This window comes from Neomicrococcus aestuarii, from assembly GCF_014201135.1.
Classification (GTDB): Bacteria; Actinomycetota; Actinomycetes; order Actinomycetales; family Micrococcaceae; genus Neomicrococcus; species Neomicrococcus aestuarii.
On the sequence record NZ_JACHDR010000001.1, the window covers coordinates 2,551,127 to 2,568,352 of the forward strand.

General features: G+C 59.1%; 11 protein-coding genes and 1 tRNA gene. 8 read left to right on the forward strand and 4 right to left on the reverse strand.

Going from position 1 to position 17,226, the window contains the following annotated elements; genetic code table 11:
- Window positions 1–16 precede the first annotated feature (16 nt).
- Entirely contained in the window at window positions 17–1,000 is a 984-nt protein-coding gene (gene nudC / locus HD598_RS11760) for an NAD(+) diphosphatase (RefSeq protein WP_071893073.1), read from the forward strand.
- Window positions 1,001–1,058: 58 nt separating this feature from the next.
- Window positions 1,059–3,185: a UvrD-helicase domain-containing protein gene (locus HD598_RS11765; RefSeq protein ID WP_183666854.1), complete on the forward strand. Its 2,127-nt coding sequence runs from the start codon at window positions 1,059–1,061 to the stop codon at window positions 3,183–3,185.
- A 9-nt stretch (window positions 3,186–3,194) separates the two neighbouring features.
- Here HD598_RS11765 and HD598_RS11770 read toward each other — a convergent pair whose 3' ends face one another.
- Window positions 3,195–4,244: a ThiF family adenylyltransferase gene (locus tag HD598_RS11770; protein ID WP_183666095.1), complete on the reverse strand. Its 1,050-nt coding sequence runs from the start codon at window positions 4,242–4,244 to the stop codon at window positions 3,195–3,197.
- Window positions 4,245–4,337: 93 nt separating this feature from the next.
- On the opposite strand from HD598_RS11770, the gene HD598_RS13790 reads away from it, so the two are divergent.
- Entirely contained in the window at window positions 4,338–4,991 is a 654-nt protein-coding gene (locus HD598_RS13790) for a SprT-like domain-containing protein (protein ID WP_183666097.1), read from the forward strand.
- Between the two features lie 154 nt (window positions 4,992–5,145).
- Here the strand turns inward: HD598_RS13790 and HD598_RS11780 are convergent, their stop codons facing one another.
- Window positions 5,146–6,594 carry a zinc-dependent metalloprotease gene (locus HD598_RS11780; protein WP_183666099.1) on the reverse strand — a complete coding sequence of 483 codons (1,449 nt, stop codon included), beginning with the start codon at window positions 6,592–6,594 and terminating at the stop codon, window positions 5,146–5,148.
- A 105-nt stretch (window positions 6,595–6,699) separates the two neighbouring features.
- Between HD598_RS11780 and HD598_RS11785 the strand changes: the two genes are divergently transcribed.
- The 3 genes from HD598_RS11785 to HD598_RS11795 all read left to right on the forward strand — a co-directional run bounded on the left by HD598_RS11785 (window position 6,700) and on the right by HD598_RS11795 (window position 11,307).
- Entirely contained in the window at window positions 6,700–7,785 is a 1,086-nt protein-coding gene (locus tag HD598_RS11785) for a YlbL family protein (protein ID WP_183666101.1), read from the forward strand.
- Between the two features lie 220 nt (window positions 7,786–8,005).
- Complete coding sequence (locus HD598_RS11790; protein ID WP_183666103.1) at window positions 8,006–11,077, forward strand: UPF0182 family membrane protein; 3,072 nt, start codon at window positions 8,006–8,008, stop codon at window positions 11,075–11,077.
- Window positions 11,078–11,233: 156 nt separating this feature from the next.
- Window positions 11,234–11,307: transfer RNA gene (locus tag HD598_RS11795), tRNA-Met, on the forward strand.
- 156 nt (window positions 11,308–11,463) lie between these two features.
- On the opposite strand, the gene HD598_RS11800 is transcribed toward HD598_RS11795, so the two are convergent.
- Window positions 11,464–12,273 (reverse strand): PspA/IM30 family protein, encoded by an 810-nt coding sequence (locus HD598_RS11800; RefSeq protein ID WP_071895070.1) that lies wholly within the window; start codon window positions 12,271–12,273, stop codon window positions 11,464–11,466.
- Between the two features lie 84 nt (window positions 12,274–12,357).
- Window positions 12,358–14,457 carry a TPM domain-containing protein gene (locus HD598_RS11805; RefSeq protein WP_183666105.1) on the reverse strand — a complete coding sequence of 700 codons (2,100 nt, stop codon included), beginning with the start codon at window positions 14,455–14,457 and terminating at the stop codon, window positions 12,358–12,360.
- A 241-nt stretch (window positions 14,458–14,698) separates the two neighbouring features.
- On the opposite strand from HD598_RS11805, the gene HD598_RS11810 reads away from it, so the two are divergent.
- Window positions 14,699–16,255 (forward strand): S1C family serine protease, encoded by a 1,557-nt coding sequence (locus tag HD598_RS11810; RefSeq protein ID WP_183666107.1) that lies wholly within the window; start codon window positions 14,699–14,701, stop codon window positions 16,253–16,255.
- Window positions 16,256–16,416: 161 nt separating this feature from the next.
- The gene (locus HD598_RS11815) at window positions 16,417–17,217 is read left to right on the forward strand and encodes an electron transfer flavoprotein subunit beta/FixA family protein (RefSeq protein WP_183666109.1); all 801 of its coding nucleotides are present in this window, start codon (window positions 16,417–16,419) and stop codon (window positions 17,215–17,217) included.
- Window positions 17,218–17,226 lie beyond the last annotated feature (9 nt).

Below are 17,226 nucleotides of genomic sequence, written 5' to 3' on the forward strand. Positions count from 1 at the left end.
TGGGTACGGTAGAGGGGTGACGGAAAAATTCACTGACCGCTTGCCCCTTTCACGAACCGGCTTGGACCGCGCGTGCGAACAGCGCGCCGATGCCGAGTTCCTACCAACCCTTTTGACGGATCCGGCCACGCGAGTGCTGTGGCTGCACGGCGGCAACGCTCCAGTGCGCCACGGTGCCTTGCAGTTCGCGGGTGCTGATTCTTTGCAGTACGACGACGCCGCTCAAGAAGGCGCGGAACCACGCCTGGTGGTGTACTTGGGTCGAACCGCGCAGAGCCATGTGGTGCTGGCCGTTGCCAGGCCGGATGAAAGCGTGGAGCGCTTGGGCGAATTCATTGCCGGCGGCGGTCCCGTTCCGGCTGGGGAATCTCTGCAGTGGCTGGGGCTTCGAGATGTTGCGGCAACGCTGAGCCCAGTGGACTCGGGAACGTTCGTTGAGGCCGTGGCCATTGCGAACTGGCATGAGAAGCACGCTTTTTGTCCACGATGCGGTGCGAAGACCGTAGTCACGCAGAGCGGGTGGGTGCGCGAGTGCACGCAGGATCAGTCTCAGCACTTCCCGCGTACGGACCCCGCCGTGATTGTGGCCATCACCGATCACGAGGATCGAATTCTCTTGGGGGCAAACGCCGCCTGGGGCGGAACGCGATACTCGGTTCTTGCAGGTTTCGTGGAGCCGGGAGAGTCACTCGAAGCTGCCGTGGTCCGAGAAATCCATGAAGAAGCCGGTGTGTGGGTCACGGATGTCACCTACAAGGGATCACAGCCGTGGCCTTTCCCCGCGTCTTTGATGTTGGGCTTCACTGCGAAAGCCACCTCGCAAGAGGTGAAAGCGGACGGCGAAGAGATCCTGAGCGTGAAGTGGTTCAGCCGTGAAGAACTGGCACGTGCTGTGGAAGAGGGAGGAATGGGAATTCCTTCATCGGTCTCCATTGCGCGTGCGCTTATAGATGATTGGTACGGCGGGCCCGTTCCGGAGCCGAAGGTTCTGGAAAACTAGAATCCCTGCAGTCACCCATTCCTTGCTGAAGAAGAAGTAGTTGAGCATCTCTCTAGAAATGTCTGAGGAACGAATCCTCGCCGGCCTTGACGAAGAACAGCGCGAAGTCGCTAGCAACCTGTCCGGGCCCATGTGCGTCCTCGCGGGTGCGGGTACCGGTAAGACCCGTGCCATCACGCACCGCATTGCCCTGGGCGTGCATTCAGGAGTGTACGTTCAGCAGCAACTGTTGGCCGTGACGTTTACGGCGCGAGCAGCTGGAGAGATGCGCACACGATTGCGAGAGTTGGGGGCGCCGCTGGTTCAAGCGCGCACCTTCCACTCCGCCGCGTTGCGTCAGCTCCAGTACTTCTGGCCGCAGGCCGTGGGTGGCTCTATTCCTCAATTGGTGGACCACAAGGCGCCACACATCGCTGAAGCCGTGCGCCGATTGCGCTTGAGCGCGGACCGGGCATTGATCCGAGACCTCGCTTCTGAAATTGAGTGGGCCAAAGTTTCGATGCTCACAGCGGACAGCTATGTGAAGGCTGCTGAGGGTCGTGCTCGAGTGGGGGATTTGGAACCGCAAACGGTGGCCCGGCTCTTCTCTGCGTATGAGGACGTCAAGAAGGATCGAGTGCTGATCGACTTCGAAGACGTTCTCCTGCTGACGGTGGCCATCCTTGAAGAGGATCCGCGGATCTTGGGGGAGATTCACCGCCAGTACCGCCACTTCACCGTGGACGAGTACCAGGACGTTTCGCCGCTTCAGGAGCGGCTCCTCAAACTCTGGGTCGGCGATCGCAACGAGCTGTGCGTTGTGGGCGATGCTAGCCAGACCATCTACTCCTTCACGGGCGCGACGCCTCGTCACTTGCTGGAGTTCTCCAAGACCTACCCGGACGCCAAAGTGGTTCGCCTGATTCGCGACTACCGTTCCACTCCTCAAGTGGTTCAGCTGGCCAACAAACTGTTGGAGTCGCGGCGTATTGAACGCAACATGCCTGACGCCGACGTGCGCTGGCCGCAACCGCTGCACTTGGTATCTCAGCGCGAGAGCGGCAGGACCGTGGAGTTCAAAGAATTCCCGGATGATGAAGCCGAGGCCTCAAGCATCGCCGCACGCATCAAGGATCTGGTGGATCACGGCACCAGTGCCCGAGACATCGCGATCCTCTTGCGTACCAACGGCCAAACTGAAGCCTACGAGCGCGCCCTCTCCGCTGCAGGGTTGAGCTACCAGTTGCGTGGTGGCGAACGGTTCTTCCAGCGCAACGAGATCCGTGAGGCCATGATGCTGCTTCGCGCGGCGGCAAAGACTCGATCCGGTGAGCCGGCCTCCGGCACGGTTGCCGAGCTGCTCATGAGCATCGGCTACTCGGCCCAAGCGCCGGAATCTGGTGGAGCAACCCGCGAGCGCTGGGAGTCCCTCTCCGCCTTGGTCACCTTGTCCGAAGAGCTAGGGGACGCAACCACGGAGGGCCCCGCAGCATCCTTGGGTCAGTTCGTGGCGGAAATGGAAGCGCGAGCAGCCACCCAGCACGCACCCCAGGTTGAAGGCGTCACCGTGGCGAGCCTTCACTCCGCCAAGGGCCTCGAGTGGGGCGCCGTGTTCTTAGCCGGACTGAGCGAAGGCCTCTTGCCGATCTCCTTCGCGAAAGACCAAGCCGGTTACGACGAAGAACGGCGACTGCTTTACGTGGGCATCACCCGAGCCCGAGATTTCCTGCACTTGAGCTGGTCCCTTGCACGCACCCCGGGCGGACGCGCTCACCGCACGCCGTCCCGATTCCTTGATGGCTTGCGTCCGCAGAAGGCCCGGATGAGGCGAGAAGACGACGCCGCAGGTTCAGCCTCGCTGTCCCGTTCGGCTCCGCGGGCCAAGGCTCGTGGTCCCGTCCGTTGCCGTACGTGTGGCAAGGTTCTGGACACCCCGGCTGAGCGCAAACTCAAGCGATGCCTGGATTGCCCGGCGTCCTACGACGAAGCTCTGCTCGATGCGTTGAAAGCCTGGCGTCTAGAGACCTCACGCGCCGCCGAAGTTCCGGCCTATGTGGTGTTTACTGATGCCACGTTGATGGCTATCGCCGAGGACAGCCCGGAGACCATGGAAGCGCTCTCTCGAATCTCGGGTGTGGGTGAATCCAAACTGGAGCGTTTTGGTGAGCAAGTGTTGGGCATCCTCAAAGAGCACGTCGCCGAGTAGCGTTCGGGACTAGGCGGCTGAGCTGTGGCACGCGCACAGGATGTTGTCCGGAATGGACCTGGTGACAGTCGCTCCAGTCTCCAACTGAAACGTCATCAGCGCACCCACGGTCGCAGGAAGCAGCTGTCCGTCCAGCACCATCAGGATTTGTTGAGCAGCCAGACCTGCCATGACGCTGGCGCTCGCAGCATCGGGAATTAAGACGCCCGGTGGCAGTGGGAACTGAGTGGAAGCGTCGTGATCGGCGTCCGTAAGGGGAGGGATCTTGTGATCGAGACAATCGAAACAGCCCGGAATGCCGCTCAGAACCATGGGTCCGAGCGTGGCCGCCGAGTCACTGAAGATGACTTGCGTGTAGGCGTGCGCCGAGGTCGTGAGTGCTTCGCGGACGGCAGGCTGGAGGCTATCTCTTCCCATTGCCACGGAAACGACAGGCCTCGAGTCTGTGGAGGAACGCCCGTTGACAAGAGAACCGTCCGCGGGGGAGATCGAGATCTGCCGGTGCACCGTCACGTCGAGTCGATGATGGAGCCGCTTGAGCTGTTTGGCTACTTGAATGGCGCGGGGGAGACCCAGATCTGCAATGGTGAGCAATGCTCCGCCCAGATCGGTCAGATCAACATCGGCAAGGTCGTACAGGTGCAGATGTCCCACCCCTGCGTTTGCCAGCGTGATGGCCAGTTGCACCGAACAGCGGTCCAGCCCGAAGAGGTGCACATGAGATTCGTGGCGTCGTTGGATCAGCGGTCCCGCATGCGTTCTGTAGGTCGCCGAAGCGCGGGTGATTTCTGGGCTCAGGACGTCGTTGAGTGTGCCAGAGATGCGGTAGCGAGGAGACGGTACCGACACTTCTTTGAGCCGTCCAAGTATCCACGCGCGACGCGCTTCGGGGATGTCCCGGCCGTCATAACCGGCCCCTTGTCCGGGGTGGCTGAGAGAATGAATGAACTCTCGTTCTCGTGGAGTAAGACCAGAGAATGACACCGAGAAGTCATCGGTGCCGATCCTCAGGTAGCCATCTTGCAGATCAACGATTCTTAAACCCGGGTTGATGCGCACGTTATCCCCAATTCATTAAATTCCATCAAATGCCAACAAAATTTATGATTCCATCGAATCGTTGACTATCAGCCGTTTTCCACAGGAGAGATTGTGAGCTCAAAAGAAGAGATCTCATGGATGACCACCGCCACAGGTGTGCGCATCAAGATCATCAAGTCACCGCGGCGAACGCGCTCGTCGCAAGCCCGATGGGTGTCCAACTACGTTGAAGTGCGTACTCCGTCCTTCATGAGCTTTGAGGCAACACGGGACGTTGCCCTGAAACTCTCCGCGCGAGTACTTCAAAAACGTGAACTGAAATACGGGGAAAAGGGCAAGGACGACCTCATGGACCGAGCCCTTCGGTTGAACGCTTTGTATATGGGTGGGAAGGCCAATCCGCAGAGCGTTCGGTGGGTGACAAACCAAAACCGTCGCTGGGGTTCGGCGACCTATAGCAAGCAGTCCATAAATCTTTCGCATCGACTCATGGCTATGCCGGACTGGGTCATTGACGCAGTCCTTGTCCACGAACTCTCACACCTGGTGGCGCCCGACGGTCACGGTGCAGCTTTCAAGGCGCGAATTGCCAGTTACCCCCGAATGGATGAAGCGGATATCTTCCTTCAGGGATTTAGCCATGGAAAAGCCTTCGCCGAGTGGCAAGCGCAGAACTCAGGTCATTACCACGGGGCAACACTTGAGGAGGCGCCGGGTATTTTCGACGACGATTTCCTCGGCGATGATGATGACGACGGCGCCTAACTCGGCGGGGTGACGGCGAAAGCTAGAAAGCTGAGGAGAGCTCCTTTTGAACTTTAGGAGAAAGCTCGTGACGCAATAAGGGTGGCCCGACACGAGATGTGCTGGGCCACCCTTATTGATTGTCGCTAGTTAGCGGGTTCTCTGAATCTCGACCTTAGCCCTGCGGCTTGTCCTGAGGATCGGTTGGCTCGTCGCCGGAATCAGGCGCATCTCCTGAATCGCTAGACGGGGAGTCATCGCCGGACTCCGTCTGCTCTTCGTAACCGCCAGAGAGCAAGCGATCCAAAGCGGCGTCCAAGTCTTCGTCGCTCGCGTTGACGAGGGCTCGACGCGAGGTGAAGCCTGCTGGATCGTCGAGATCCTCGCCGGTTGGCATGAGATCTTCTGCATCCCATGCTGCGTCGCGGCCCTCAAGTCCACGCTCTTGCTTTAGATGAGCCCAGAACTGGGAGGCCTCGCGCAAACGCCGAGGGCGAAGCTCGAGTCCCACGATTGACGCAAAGGCCTGCTCGGCAGGACCGCCGGATGCTCGACGGCGACGCATGGTCTCGCGAAGTGCTCCGGCAGATGGAAGATTCACTGCCGCGTCAGCAACAACTTCGTCAACCCATCCTTCAATCAGGGCAAGCACGGTCTCCAACTTGGCGAGCGCAGCCTCTTGAGCGGGGCTACGTTGCGGAGTGAAGAGACCTTCGTTGAAGACATCTTGCATGGTTTCAGGGCGTGAAGGGTCGAATCCTCGAAGCGCTTCATCCAAGTGGGAGGTATCAATAGTGATGCCGCGAGCGTAGTCCTCGATGGCCCCGATCACGTGATCCTTGAGCCACGGAACTGCGTGGTACAAGCGCATGTGAGCCAGTTCCCGAAGCGCTACAAAGAGCAGAATCTCGTTCTCTGGGAGATCGAGTCCTTCGCCGAAACCCGTGATGTTGACCGGCAACAAGGCTGGACGATCACCGGACAGCGGAAGACCGATGTCCGTGGAACCCAACACTTCTTGTGCCAACGCGCCTACGGCAGCACCGAGCTGGGAGCCAAAGAGCGCGCCGCCCAACGACTGCATCATGCCCTGAGCGCCGCCCATCATGGCGCGCATTTCTTCGGGCACCTGGGCCTGCATTGCAGCAGTCATTGCCTGGGATACCGAGATGGCAACGGGTTCGGTGAGTCGCTTCCACGACGCCATGGTCTTATCAACCCACTCGGAACGCGTGAGCGCTTGAGGAGCTTGGATCACAGGACCGAACGAAGTTGCTTGAGACAGCCAGAGATCGGCCAACTTGGTGGCATTCTCCACGGCAGCTTTCGCATTAGTGGTGAGCGATGGATCCTGACCCGCTGTGGCCTCGCGTGCGGATTGCTGAGCCAGCGTCCAGTTCACTGGACCGGTTTCGCCAGATGCCATGGCTCCGAAGAGACCTTGGAGCTGCCGGAAGATAGCTTGCATCTGAACAGGATCTGCTCCCTGACCAGGCGTCATGCCAAGCGCGGAAGGATCAAAGCCAGGTGGTAACTGACCCCCAAACATGCGCTTGAACATTTCCTGCATCGGGTCATTGTCGTCAGGATCATTCGGGTTGTTGTTTGGGGGGAATTCTGCCATGTGTCAACGGTACCCGCCCGGACTGGCAGTACCCTAGAAGCGAGCCCAATTCTAAGGAAAACCTTGCCAAGAGCGAACAAGAATCTCCCAGGATGGTCAGCACCTATGGGTGAGACCAGCAACGCAGCCGCTAGCGGCGCTCCGCGAGGAAATCGTCGGAACCTCAAATCGTTGTCACTGACCGTCCCCATTGTCATCGGCGCCATTGCGCTCATCTTGCCTTCGCCGTATGTCATCGAATCGCCTGGCCCAGCGCTCAACACCATTGGCCAATACGAGGGCAAAGACCTCTTCACGATTTCAGGTCACGAAACCTACCCCGCTGAAGGCAATCTGGACATGACCACCGTGTACGTTGCCGGTGGAACTGACCGCCAAGCAACAACGGCTGAAGTCATCAACGCCTGGGCGAATCCGCAGTACGACATTCAGCCGGAGGACTACGTCTACCCACGAGGCACCTCGCAGGATGAGGTAAATGAAGAGAACGAGTTGGCGATGACCGACTCGCAACAAGATTCCATAGCCGCAGCGCTCTCGGCACTGGATATTTCCTTTGAACAAGAGATCAAGGTTGCTGGCTTTGCCACGGACCTGAACAAGGGCTCAGTAGAAGAAGGGGACATCCTGGTTGCGATCAACGGCGTTCCCGTCACTGGTACCGAGCAATTCCGCCAAGAAATTCAGGATAGAGGCGACGAGGACAGCGAACTCACGGTTCGCCGCGACGGCTCCGAAGTAAAGGTCCCCATCAAGACCGAAGTGTCTCCGGAAAACGGGCGCGTGATGGGAATCTATTTGGGCACCAGCTACACGTTCCCGCTGTCGGTTGATTTTGCGCTCGACAACGTGGGTGGACCAAGCGCCGGCATGATGTTCGCGCTGGGTATTTACGACAAGCTGACCCCCGGAAGTATCACCGGAGGCAAGCACATTGCCGGAACCGGAACCATTGATGCCGGCGGTCAGGTGGGAGCAATCGGAGGAATTGCCCAGAAGCTCGTGGGTGCCCAGGACTCCGGTGCAGAGTATTTCCTGGCCCCAGCGGACAACTGCGCAGACGTGCTGGGACGCATTCCCGACGGACTTCAGGTCATCAAGGTGTCCACACTGGATGAGGCCATCGACGCAGTGAAAACCATCGGCGCCGGAGAAGACACCTCCTCGTTGCCGCAATGCACTGCGAGCTAACCCGCGCACGTTCGTCACCAGTTCAGCTCCGTAACGAAACAGCGCAAGGTGAGCTTCGTCGTCGTATTTATTGAGCCAAACAGAGTTTCAAATTGGTATCGATATGAACCTCTTAGCGGAATGATTAGCCAAGCGCACCCTGCAACAAGGCAGAATGGAAGTATCCCCTTTCCACAGTGAGGTGGGGGTGGCCGTATTTTCGACCTTGTTGAGGTAACTTGTGAGTTTTGGAACAGATTTCCCAGCCCCCGGAGGCCCTGGCGGCCCCGGCGGTCCGGAGAGAACATCGAGTCCGGTAGGAGGGGCAACGCCTGGTAAGCCGTCGCCCTTACTGATCACCATTATTGTGGTGGCCATTTTGGTGGCGGGGTTCGTGTTCTTCGCGAACTTCTATTCAGACATCCTCTGGTACACCCAGCTGGGCTTTGAAGAAGTGCTGTGGACGGAGATCATCACACGAGCGCTGATCTTCTTGGTCGGCTTTGTGCTCATGGCCGTCCCAGTCTGGTTCAGCCTTCGTTCGGCTTACAAGCACCGACCGGTCTACGCGCCGGACACCACCACGGACAGCCTGTACCGCTACCAGCGACAGCTGGAACCCGTGCGCCGTCTCATGATGGTGGGTATCCCCATTGCACTCGGAGTCTTCTCCGCTACCGCGCTTTCTTCGCAGTGGAAAGAAGTGCTGCTCTTCCTGAACCAGGTGGAGTTCGGTAAGACTGACCCGGAATTCGGGCTTGACCTCAGCTTCTACATCAACACGTTGCCTGTCATCTCTCTCTTGGTGGGCTACCTGATTTCCGTAGTGCTGATCGCCGGAATCGCGGGCATTCTGACCCACTACCTCTATGGTGGAATTCGTATCGAGGAACGCGGCGGCATCAAATTCTCCCGCGCCGTGCAAGTACACGTGGGAATCGCCGCGGCGCTGTTCTTGATCCTTCAAGGTGTCACCTTCTTCCTGGACCGTTACGCGACGCTGACGAACCAGTCAGGCCGCGTGGCTGGTGCCCTCTACACGGATGTCAACGCTGTCATCCCCACCAAGACCATCTTGGCGATTGCCGCGATCATTGTTGCGCTTCTGTTCATTGTGGGCGCCGTCCTGGGCCGCTGGAAGTTGCCGTTGATCGGTGCAGCGATGATGGTCGTCACGGCAATCGTTGCCGGCGGTCTCTACCCGTACGTGGTGCAGGAATACAACGTGCAGCCCTCCGAGAAGACTCTTGAAAAGGAGTACATCGAGCGGAACATCAACATGACGCGCGACGCCTACGGGCTCACCGACGTCCAGATGCAGCCGTACCGCGCTGAAGTTGATACCAAGCAAAACGCTCTCGCGAAAGACTCTGCGACCACCACGAACATCCGTTTGCTAGACCCCAACCTGGTCTCTGACGCGTTCTCCCAATTGCAGCAGTTCCGCCCGTACTACAGCTTCGCCAGCACGCTGAACGTTGACCGCTACGAGGTTGACGGAAGCATGCAGGACACGGTGATCGCGGTGCGCGAAGTCAGCGTTGACCCGAACGACTCCTGGGTCAACCAGCACATCACCTACACCCACGGCTACGGCGTGGTGGCAGCGTACGGTGCGAAGGTTGCTAACGGTGGCCGCCCGTCCTTCATGCTCGAGGGCATTCCATCCACGGGTGTTCTGGGCGATGACTCAACCTACGAACCTCGCATCTACTTCGGTGAATCCTCACCTAGCTACTCAGTAGTGGGTGGACCAACCGAGAACTGGGACCCACGCGAACTGGACCGCCCACAGGATCAGTCCGACGGTGCCGGCGATGCGAAAACCACCTTCCAAGGCGACGGCGGACCAAGCGTCGGTAACTTCTTCAACCGCTTGGTGTACTCCATCAAGTTCGGTTCCACGGACCTCTTGCTTTCGGGCGATGTGAACTCGGAATCGCAGATCTTGTACGACCGCACACCTCGCGAGCGCGTTGAAAAGGTTGCCCCGTACTTGACCGTGGATTCCAACGCTTACCCGGCCATCATTGACGGCCGCGTCAAGTGGATCGTTGACGCCTACACCACCAGCAATGAGTACCCGTACTCACAGTCGCAGCGTCTCGATTCGGCGGTCACGGACTCACTGACTGGTCAGCAGACCACCGCGGCTTTGAGCGGTCAGGTCAACTACTTGCGTAACTCCGTCAAGGCAACGGTTGATGCCTACGACGGTTCTGTGGAGCTCTACGCTTGGGAGCCGGACGAGCCGATTCTTCAGGCATGGCAGAAGGTCTTCCCGACCTCCATCAAGCCGTTCTCTGAGATGAGTGCAGAGCTGATGGCTCACGTGCGTTACCCCGAGGATCAGTTCAAGGTTCAGCGCGAGCTCCTGAGCCTGTACCATGTGACCAACCCCGAGGACTTCTACGAGTCCAACGATGCATGGTCCGTCCCGAATGATCCCACGGTGACCGAAGCTAGCGTCAAGCAGCCTCCGTACTACTTGTCCTTGCGCATGCCGGATCAGGAAGAGGAAACTTTCTCCCTGACGTCCACCTTCATCCCAGCCTCTGCAGCCAGCGGCGCACAGCGCAACGTGCTGTACGGATTCTTGTCCGCTGAAGCTGACGCGGGAACAGGGGAGGCAGGCGTCAAGTCCGAAGGCTATGGAACCTTGAGGTTGCTGGAACTTCCGCGTTCCACTTCAGTCCCTGGTCCCGGTCAGGCGCAGCAGAACTTTGACTCCAACACCACGGTGTCTCGAGAGCTGAACCTGCTCCGTACGGGTGCATCGACCGTTCTGAACGGTAACTTGCTTTCGCTCCCTGTGGGTGGCGGCATCTTGTACGTCCAGCCGGTCTACGTGCAATCCACGGGCCAGACGTCCTACCCGACCCTTCGTAAGGTCCTAGTGTCCTTCGGTGACCGAGTTGGCTTCGCCGACACGTTGTCTGAAGCTTTGGACGACTTGTTCGAAGGTTCCTCCGGCGCTGTGGTGACGGAGGAGGATGGCACTTCTTCCGGTGGCGATGGTGGTACGACGCCGCCTGCTGAAGTAGATGCCCAAACTCGCCTCAAGCAGGCGCTTGCGGATGCAGACGCTGCCATCAAGGCCGGTCAGGAAGCGCTCGCTGAAGGCGACTTCGCGAAGTACGGCGAAGAGCAGACGAAGCTGCAGTCTGCTTTGTCTCGCGCCATTGCTGCCGATGAAGAGATCACCGGTGAAGCCGCCACCGAATCTGGTGCTGCAGAGTCCTCAGACGCTGCCTCCACCGAATCGGCTCCGGCAAGTGAGAGTGCAGCCGCGGAAAGCTCTAGCCAACCGTAGGTAGCACGACGTATCTGAGGGAAGGCCACCGGACACATTAGTCCGGTGGCCTTCTCCGTTTAAAGGGGCTACTCAGAGGCTATTTGTGATGTGCACCGCAAAAGGCCCTCCCGATTTGAAACGACTCTTCGATACCGGTATAGTTAAACAAGTCGCCGCGGGGTGGAGCAGTTCGGTAGCTCGCCGGGCTCATAACCCGGAGGTCATAGGTTCAAATCCTATCCCCGCAACGAAAAAGAACGGTTTGGATGTTTATTCATCCAGACCGTTCTTCTTTTTTGTCTCCAAAGTGGCTAGCGGGCAGAAGAAAAGCGGCGAGCCCAGAAAACTCTGAACCCGCCGCTTGACCTAGCTAATTTCCGTCAACGGCCGGAATCCCTTGAGGTTTACTCGTAGGTGTTCTGCTTGGTTGGTGCTTCAGCGTTGAGGCTGTAGTCAACAGGGGAGTCGTCAGAATCCGCCTCGATGGCTGCAGGAGCAGGCTTGCCACCGGACTTCAGCGCGGCCAAGCGTGCTTCGATCTCGGTCTGCTCGCCCAAGTCCTCGAGGGAGTTGAACTGAGCGTCCAAGCTGGATGCTGCAAGTTCCTGAGCGCCGAGGACGCGAGCCTCTTCGCGACGGATCTTCTCCTCGAAACGGCTGACTTCGCTGCTTGGGTCCAAGATGTCGATGCTTTTGATGGCGTCGTGAACCTTGGTCTGCGCATCGGCAGACTTCTGGCGAGCCACCAGTTCGTCGCGCTTGGAAACGAGTTCCTGGCGCTTGCCCTTCATGGCGTTCAAGCCAGACTTGAGCTTCTCAACAATCTCTTCCTGAGACTGAATGGTGGGCTCGGCAGCCTTAGCTTCGCGCTCGGACTGCATCTGGCGCTGAAGAGCCACCTTCGCGAGGTTGTCGAACTTGTCGGCGTTAGCTGCATCGCCGGCGGTGCGGTACTCGTCTGCCTTTTTGGACGCGGCGAGTGCCTTGTTGCCCCACTCCTTGGCCGACTCAACGTCTTCTTTGTAGTCAGCCTGGGTCATGCGCAGGTTACCGATGGTCTGAGCAACTGCAGTCTCAGCTTCGGCAATGTTGTTCGTGTAATCGCGAACCATCTGATCCAGCATCTTCTGTGGATCCTCAGCCTGATCAAGAATGGCGTTGATGTTGGCTCGTGCTAGCTGGGTGATACGTCCAAAAATTGACTGCTTAACCACGGTGTCACCTTTCAGTGGGGTTTCCTTGGATGAATGCTGGCCGAGGCCGCGGAGCGGTTGGGCCGTCTTGGGGGTCTGGCCCGGCTAGAAGCTTCCGCCTCCACCATCGCCGCCGAATCCTCCGCCTCCGCCGAAACCGCCGAAGCCCCCGCCTCCGCCGAAGCCGCCAAAGCCGCCACCGCCGAAGGAGTCGCCACCGGAGGAGTGTCCTCCACCGGTACCGCCACGGAGAATTGAATCAATCAAGATGCCGCCAAGGATGGCGCCACCCAAACCGTTAGAACCAAAAGGTCCGCCGCCGCCGCGTCGTCCGCCGAAGCCGCCGCCACCATAGCCGCCGTCGTCAAAGTGGTTGACGTCGTTTTCAGCATCACGGGCAGCCTGCTCGGCAAGATAGCTAGCCTGCTGCGCGTAGGTGAGAGCCTGCACTGGGTCAGAGCCGGCTAGACGCATAGCTTCTTCGAGGTTGCGCTTCGCCTCGGCGATACGCGTACGAGCCGTGGAACCCACCGCGCCGCGGCGAGCCTGGATAAAGTCCTCGGTACCGGCGATCTTGGCTTGCGCCTGACGGATGGCCGTCTGTACCTGCGACGACGCGCGAGCGGCTTGTTCACGTTGATCACGGATGGAGGTCAGCGGCCCGTCGAGCTCGGCGTGCGCGCGCTCAATGGTGTCCAAAATGGCGTTCGGATCCGTCTTACCGCTGGCGAACTGCTGCTTGACCCGCGCCAACGCTTGTTCAACGCGGGTCACGGGGCCAGCAAGCTCAGGGTTCTGGCCACTCGAAACAAGAGCCTTCGCCTGAGCCAAGTCTTGGGCGGTTGAGGAGATGGCAACTTCCACATCCTGCTGCGCCTTGTCCAGATCGGCGCCAGTGCGCTCGATGGCGTCCAAGAGAACGCCAGCCTGGTGTAGGCCTTCTTCGCCCGCTCGGACAGCAAGCGCGGCTTCGCTCTTGCTTCCTTCTGAAATCTTGCGCTCCGCGGTCTCAGCAGCGTTATCCACGAAGTCCAAGCGTTCCTTGGCCTGGGCTACGTTGTCCTGAACCTGCTGAAGGGCAGTAGGAGCGTACTTCTGTGCCAGCGCGGAGAGCGAGGATTCTGCGGTCGCGAGTCGTTGGCGGTACGACGGCGCCTCGGCCTTCAGTACCGAGATGGCTTCCGGAGCTTTGTCCTCCAACTGGCGCAGAGCCTGGAAGTCCGCACGGTGTTCTTCAAGGGACTCGTTGACAGCTTCGCAACGGCGGATGATGTCGCCAAGCCACGTGCGCTGCTGCTCTTCCGTGTCAGGAATGTGGTCATCGAGCTGCTGCTGGAGCTTGAAGGACTCGTTCATGTGCTCCTTGGCACTGGCGATGTCCTCAGCGAAAACCTTTACGGCATCCTTGCCGTAGGAGGCTTCAGCAAATCCGAGCTCTTGTTCGCTGGAACGGATGGCATCATCGGCGGCAATCAGAAGGCTGCCAGCCTTGGTGCGCAACTCTTCAACAGAGAACGTGGAGAGCGGATCAACAGGCTTGCCGTCTTGGCCGGGCAGAGGTCCTTGCTGAGTTTGAGCGTTTGGCACCTTCTTGCGGCGTGCGTACATGACGGCGGCAATGACACCGACACCTCCCGCGCCAATAATCCACGGCACGGCGGAGCTACCGCCAGAAGAGGAACCGGAAGAGGAAGAAGTTCCGCCGCTCGAGGTGGTGGAACCGCTCTGATCTGCCTCGATGTAGCCTTCGGTAGCGGCCACTGCGGCATCTACCCAGTTCAAGTCGCTGAGTTCAGGCGTAACGAAGTCTCGGTAGACGGCCTGATCAACGGAAGCGAACTTCGACGAAGAATTAGACACCAATCGTGCAACACGAGAATCAACGGCAACCGCGAAAACCGTATCCGAGGTTCCCATGCTCTTGTTGCTGGCGACCTCTGCTACCCAGGTCTTCGCATCCGTCGGGGACGTGAACTTATCCACGAAGATGACGAAGAGGTTCTGGCCAGTCTCATCCTGCATCTTCTCGATTGCAGCATTGACCTCAGACTCTTCGGCAGAGCTCAAGACGTTTGCGGAGTCCACCAAAAACTCGCCCGGTGGGATGGTAACGGGGGACTCGGCAAAAGCTGCAGGCGCTGTCAAGGCACCGGCAATGAGCAGGACGCTAGCAACCCCCGCGGCGCGGGAGACCTTCGAAAGCATGTGGAACCCTTCGTTGTGCGGTAGTTCCGACTGCGTTGACAAATCTCAACGAGCAAGTCTTATTAGAGTCTATGTTTTGAAAAACTCCTGAGTCCACCGCAACACATGCGCCTAGAGCGAACTACAGAGCACCCCCATGTAACACTCAGAAAACACTCAGGAGTCACATGAGAACGGCACAGTGAGCAATGGCAAAGTTGCTTGCAGATGTTCACAGAAAACTTTTTGAAAGGTCCGAGCCATGAATGACTCAACTCCTCGTAACGCAAGCGGTTCCAGCATCCCAGAGGTGCCAAACCGTGCGCCAGGTCAGAGCCATCAGGCTGGTTTGCAAGACGACGCTCAGCACACCGAGGCTATTCCTACAGCCCACGAGTCTGAGCAGGGAGATCCGCGGACCTCACCTATTCCCGTGCAGCCTCGTTACGGTCAGTACGGAGTGCCTCAGGCCCCACAGAATTCTCAGTCACCGTATTCCCAGGCATACAGCACTGAGAACGGTGACCAGTCGGCGGAAGCGCTTCTGGTCAGCGACGCTGCCGCGGAGAACAACCGTTCTGCAAAGCGTTTTACGGCAAAGTCGCTCGTTGGCGGCATGGTTCTAGCAGGGTTGCTCGGTGGCGTGGTGGGCGGCGGCGCGGTCGTAGGAGTCAACGCACTGACCGGTAATTCCTTGCTGACCTCTTCTTCGTCGCAAGTGTCCTCGGGGACCGCAGATAGCGCCGTCGTCATCAATAATCCTGAGAACGTCACCGCAGTGACCGCGGCAGCCGCTAAGGCGAGCCCGAGCGTTGTCACCATTGAGGTTTCGAGCGGTTCTACTTCGGGCTCAGGCTCAGGCGTCATTTTGGATAAAGAAGGACACATTCTCACCAATACGCACGTGGTCACGCTCGGCGGTGAGGTGTCCGATCCGCAAGTAACGGTTCAGTTGTCCGACGGTCAGGTGTACTCAGCGACGGTAGTGGGCACGGATCCGCTCTCTGATCTTGCCGTGATCAAGATCGATGCCGAAAACCTGACGCCAGTTGAAATTGGTGACTCGTCCGAGCTCAACGTCGGTGACACGGCGATCGCCATTGGTGCGCCGCTGGGATTGAGCGGAACCGTCACCGACGGCATCGTGTCCACCCTGAACCGCACCATCTCGGTCCAGTCCTCGGCAGTGCCGGAAGAGTCCGCTGATACGTCCACTCAAGAGGACGGCAGCGACCAGTTCAACTTCAACATCCCGGGCGTCCCACAGCAGAGCACTAGCTCGCAGGGTTCCATCTACTTGAACGTGATCCAGACGGATGCGGCGATCAACCAGGGTAACTCCGGCGGCGCGCTGGTGGATGTCAACGGAAAGCTGATTGGCATCAACGTGGCTATTGCTTCTTCGAGCTCCAGCTCCGCCTCCACGGGTGACACCGGCAACATCGGCGTTGGATTCTCGATCCCGGTGGATTACGCGCAGCGTGTGGCCCAGGAAATCATCGATAACGGCGAAGCAACGCACGCGCTCCTGGGCGTGACCGTTCAAGCGAAGGCCTCGGTCGTAAACGAAAGCAACACTTCGTTCAGCGTCGGCGCCGAAGTTGCCGAGGTCTCGAGCGGCTCTGCTGCTGAGAAGGCCGGCCTGCAGTCGGGCGATGTCATTGTGGGAATCGGTGAGCGCGTGGTCAGCGATTCCGAGTCCTTGACCGCTGCGGTGCGCGAGTTCGCCAAGGGTGACACCGCGAAGGTCACCTTCGAACGTAACGGCCAAGAGCAGACGGTAGACGTCACGTTTGAGCAAGTGACCGAAGCCAACTAAGCGAGCTCGGCTCACCCCACAGCACAACCTTCTGAGGAACCCCGCATCGACTTTTCGGTGTGGGGTTCCTTTCACCCTGAGCTAGATCAGACGGTGGCCTGCGAAGCACCCACTAGCATTGAAAGAAGGTTTATTTTCCCGCCCACTATCGAGAGGCCATCATGGGTTCACCCAATCCCGTGCGTGTTCTTGCGCTCGTCAAGTACGTTCCCGATGCACAGTTTGACCGGCACATCGATTCGGCCGAGCACCGCATGGTGCGCACCGAAAGCATTCTGTCGGAACTGGACGAATACGCGGTTGAAGCAGCGTTGCAGCTCAAAGAATCAAGCGCTGCAGGCAGCACGGTAGTGGCTCTTACCGTAGGCCCGGAGCAAGCCGTTAACGCGGTCAAGAAGGCTCTGCAGATGGGTGCCGACGAAGGCATTCACGTGAGCGATCCTGCGATTGCTGGCTCGGACGCGTTGGCGACCTCCCGCGTGCTCGCGGCAGCGATTGAGAAGGCTGGCCCGTTCGACGTTGTCATCACCGGTTTGTCTTCCACGGACGCCGAGACCTCGTTGGTCCCCGCTCAATTGGCTGAGCGTCTGAGCGTGCCGTTGTTGTCCTTCGCGAACAGCGTGGAGCTCGAAGGTTCGACCCTTCGCATCACTCGCGATTCTGACGCAGTGTCCTACGTGCTTGAAGCAGACCTTCCCGCGGTGCTCTCGGTGACGGACCAGGCGAACGAGCCCCGCTACCCGAACTTCAAGGGCATCATGGCCGCGAAGCGTAAAACCGTTGAGACGCTGACCCTCGCCGATCTCGGCGTGAGCGCCGATGAGGTGGGCACGGCCGGTTCCCGCACTGTAGTGGTTGCTTCTGAGGAACGCCCAGCTCGCGTGGGCGGCAACGTCATTACGGACGACGGCGAAGCCGGCTTGCGCTTGGCTGAATTTATTCTTGCCCAGAAGGTTCTCTAAGGGGTTTCA

Excerpts from the sequence above, each read along its gene's own strand:
- HD598_RS11805 (WP_183666105.1), bottom strand. The coding sequence starts at position 14,457 with ATGCTTTCGAAGGTCTCCCGCGCCGCGGGGGTTGCTAGCGTCCTGCTC.
- HD598_RS11785 (WP_183666101.1), top strand. The coding sequence starts at position 6,700 with ATGGGTGAGACCAGCAACGCAGCCGCTAGCGGCGCTCCGCGAGGAAAT.
- HD598_RS11810 (WP_183666107.1), top strand. The coding sequence starts at position 14,699 with ATGAATGACTCAACTCCTCGTAACGCAAGCGGTTCCAGCATCCCAGAG.
- HD598_RS11780 (WP_183666099.1), bottom strand. The coding sequence starts at position 6,594 with ATGGCAGAATTCCCCCCAAACAACAACCCGAATGATCCTGACGACAAT.
- HD598_RS11815 (WP_183666109.1), top strand. The coding sequence starts at position 16,417 with ATGGGTTCACCCAATCCCGTGCGTGTTCTTGCGCTCGTCAAGTACGTT.
- HD598_RS11765 (WP_183666854.1), top strand. The coding sequence starts at position 1,059 with ATGTCTGAGGAACGAATCCTCGCCGGCCTTGACGAAGAACAGCGCGAA.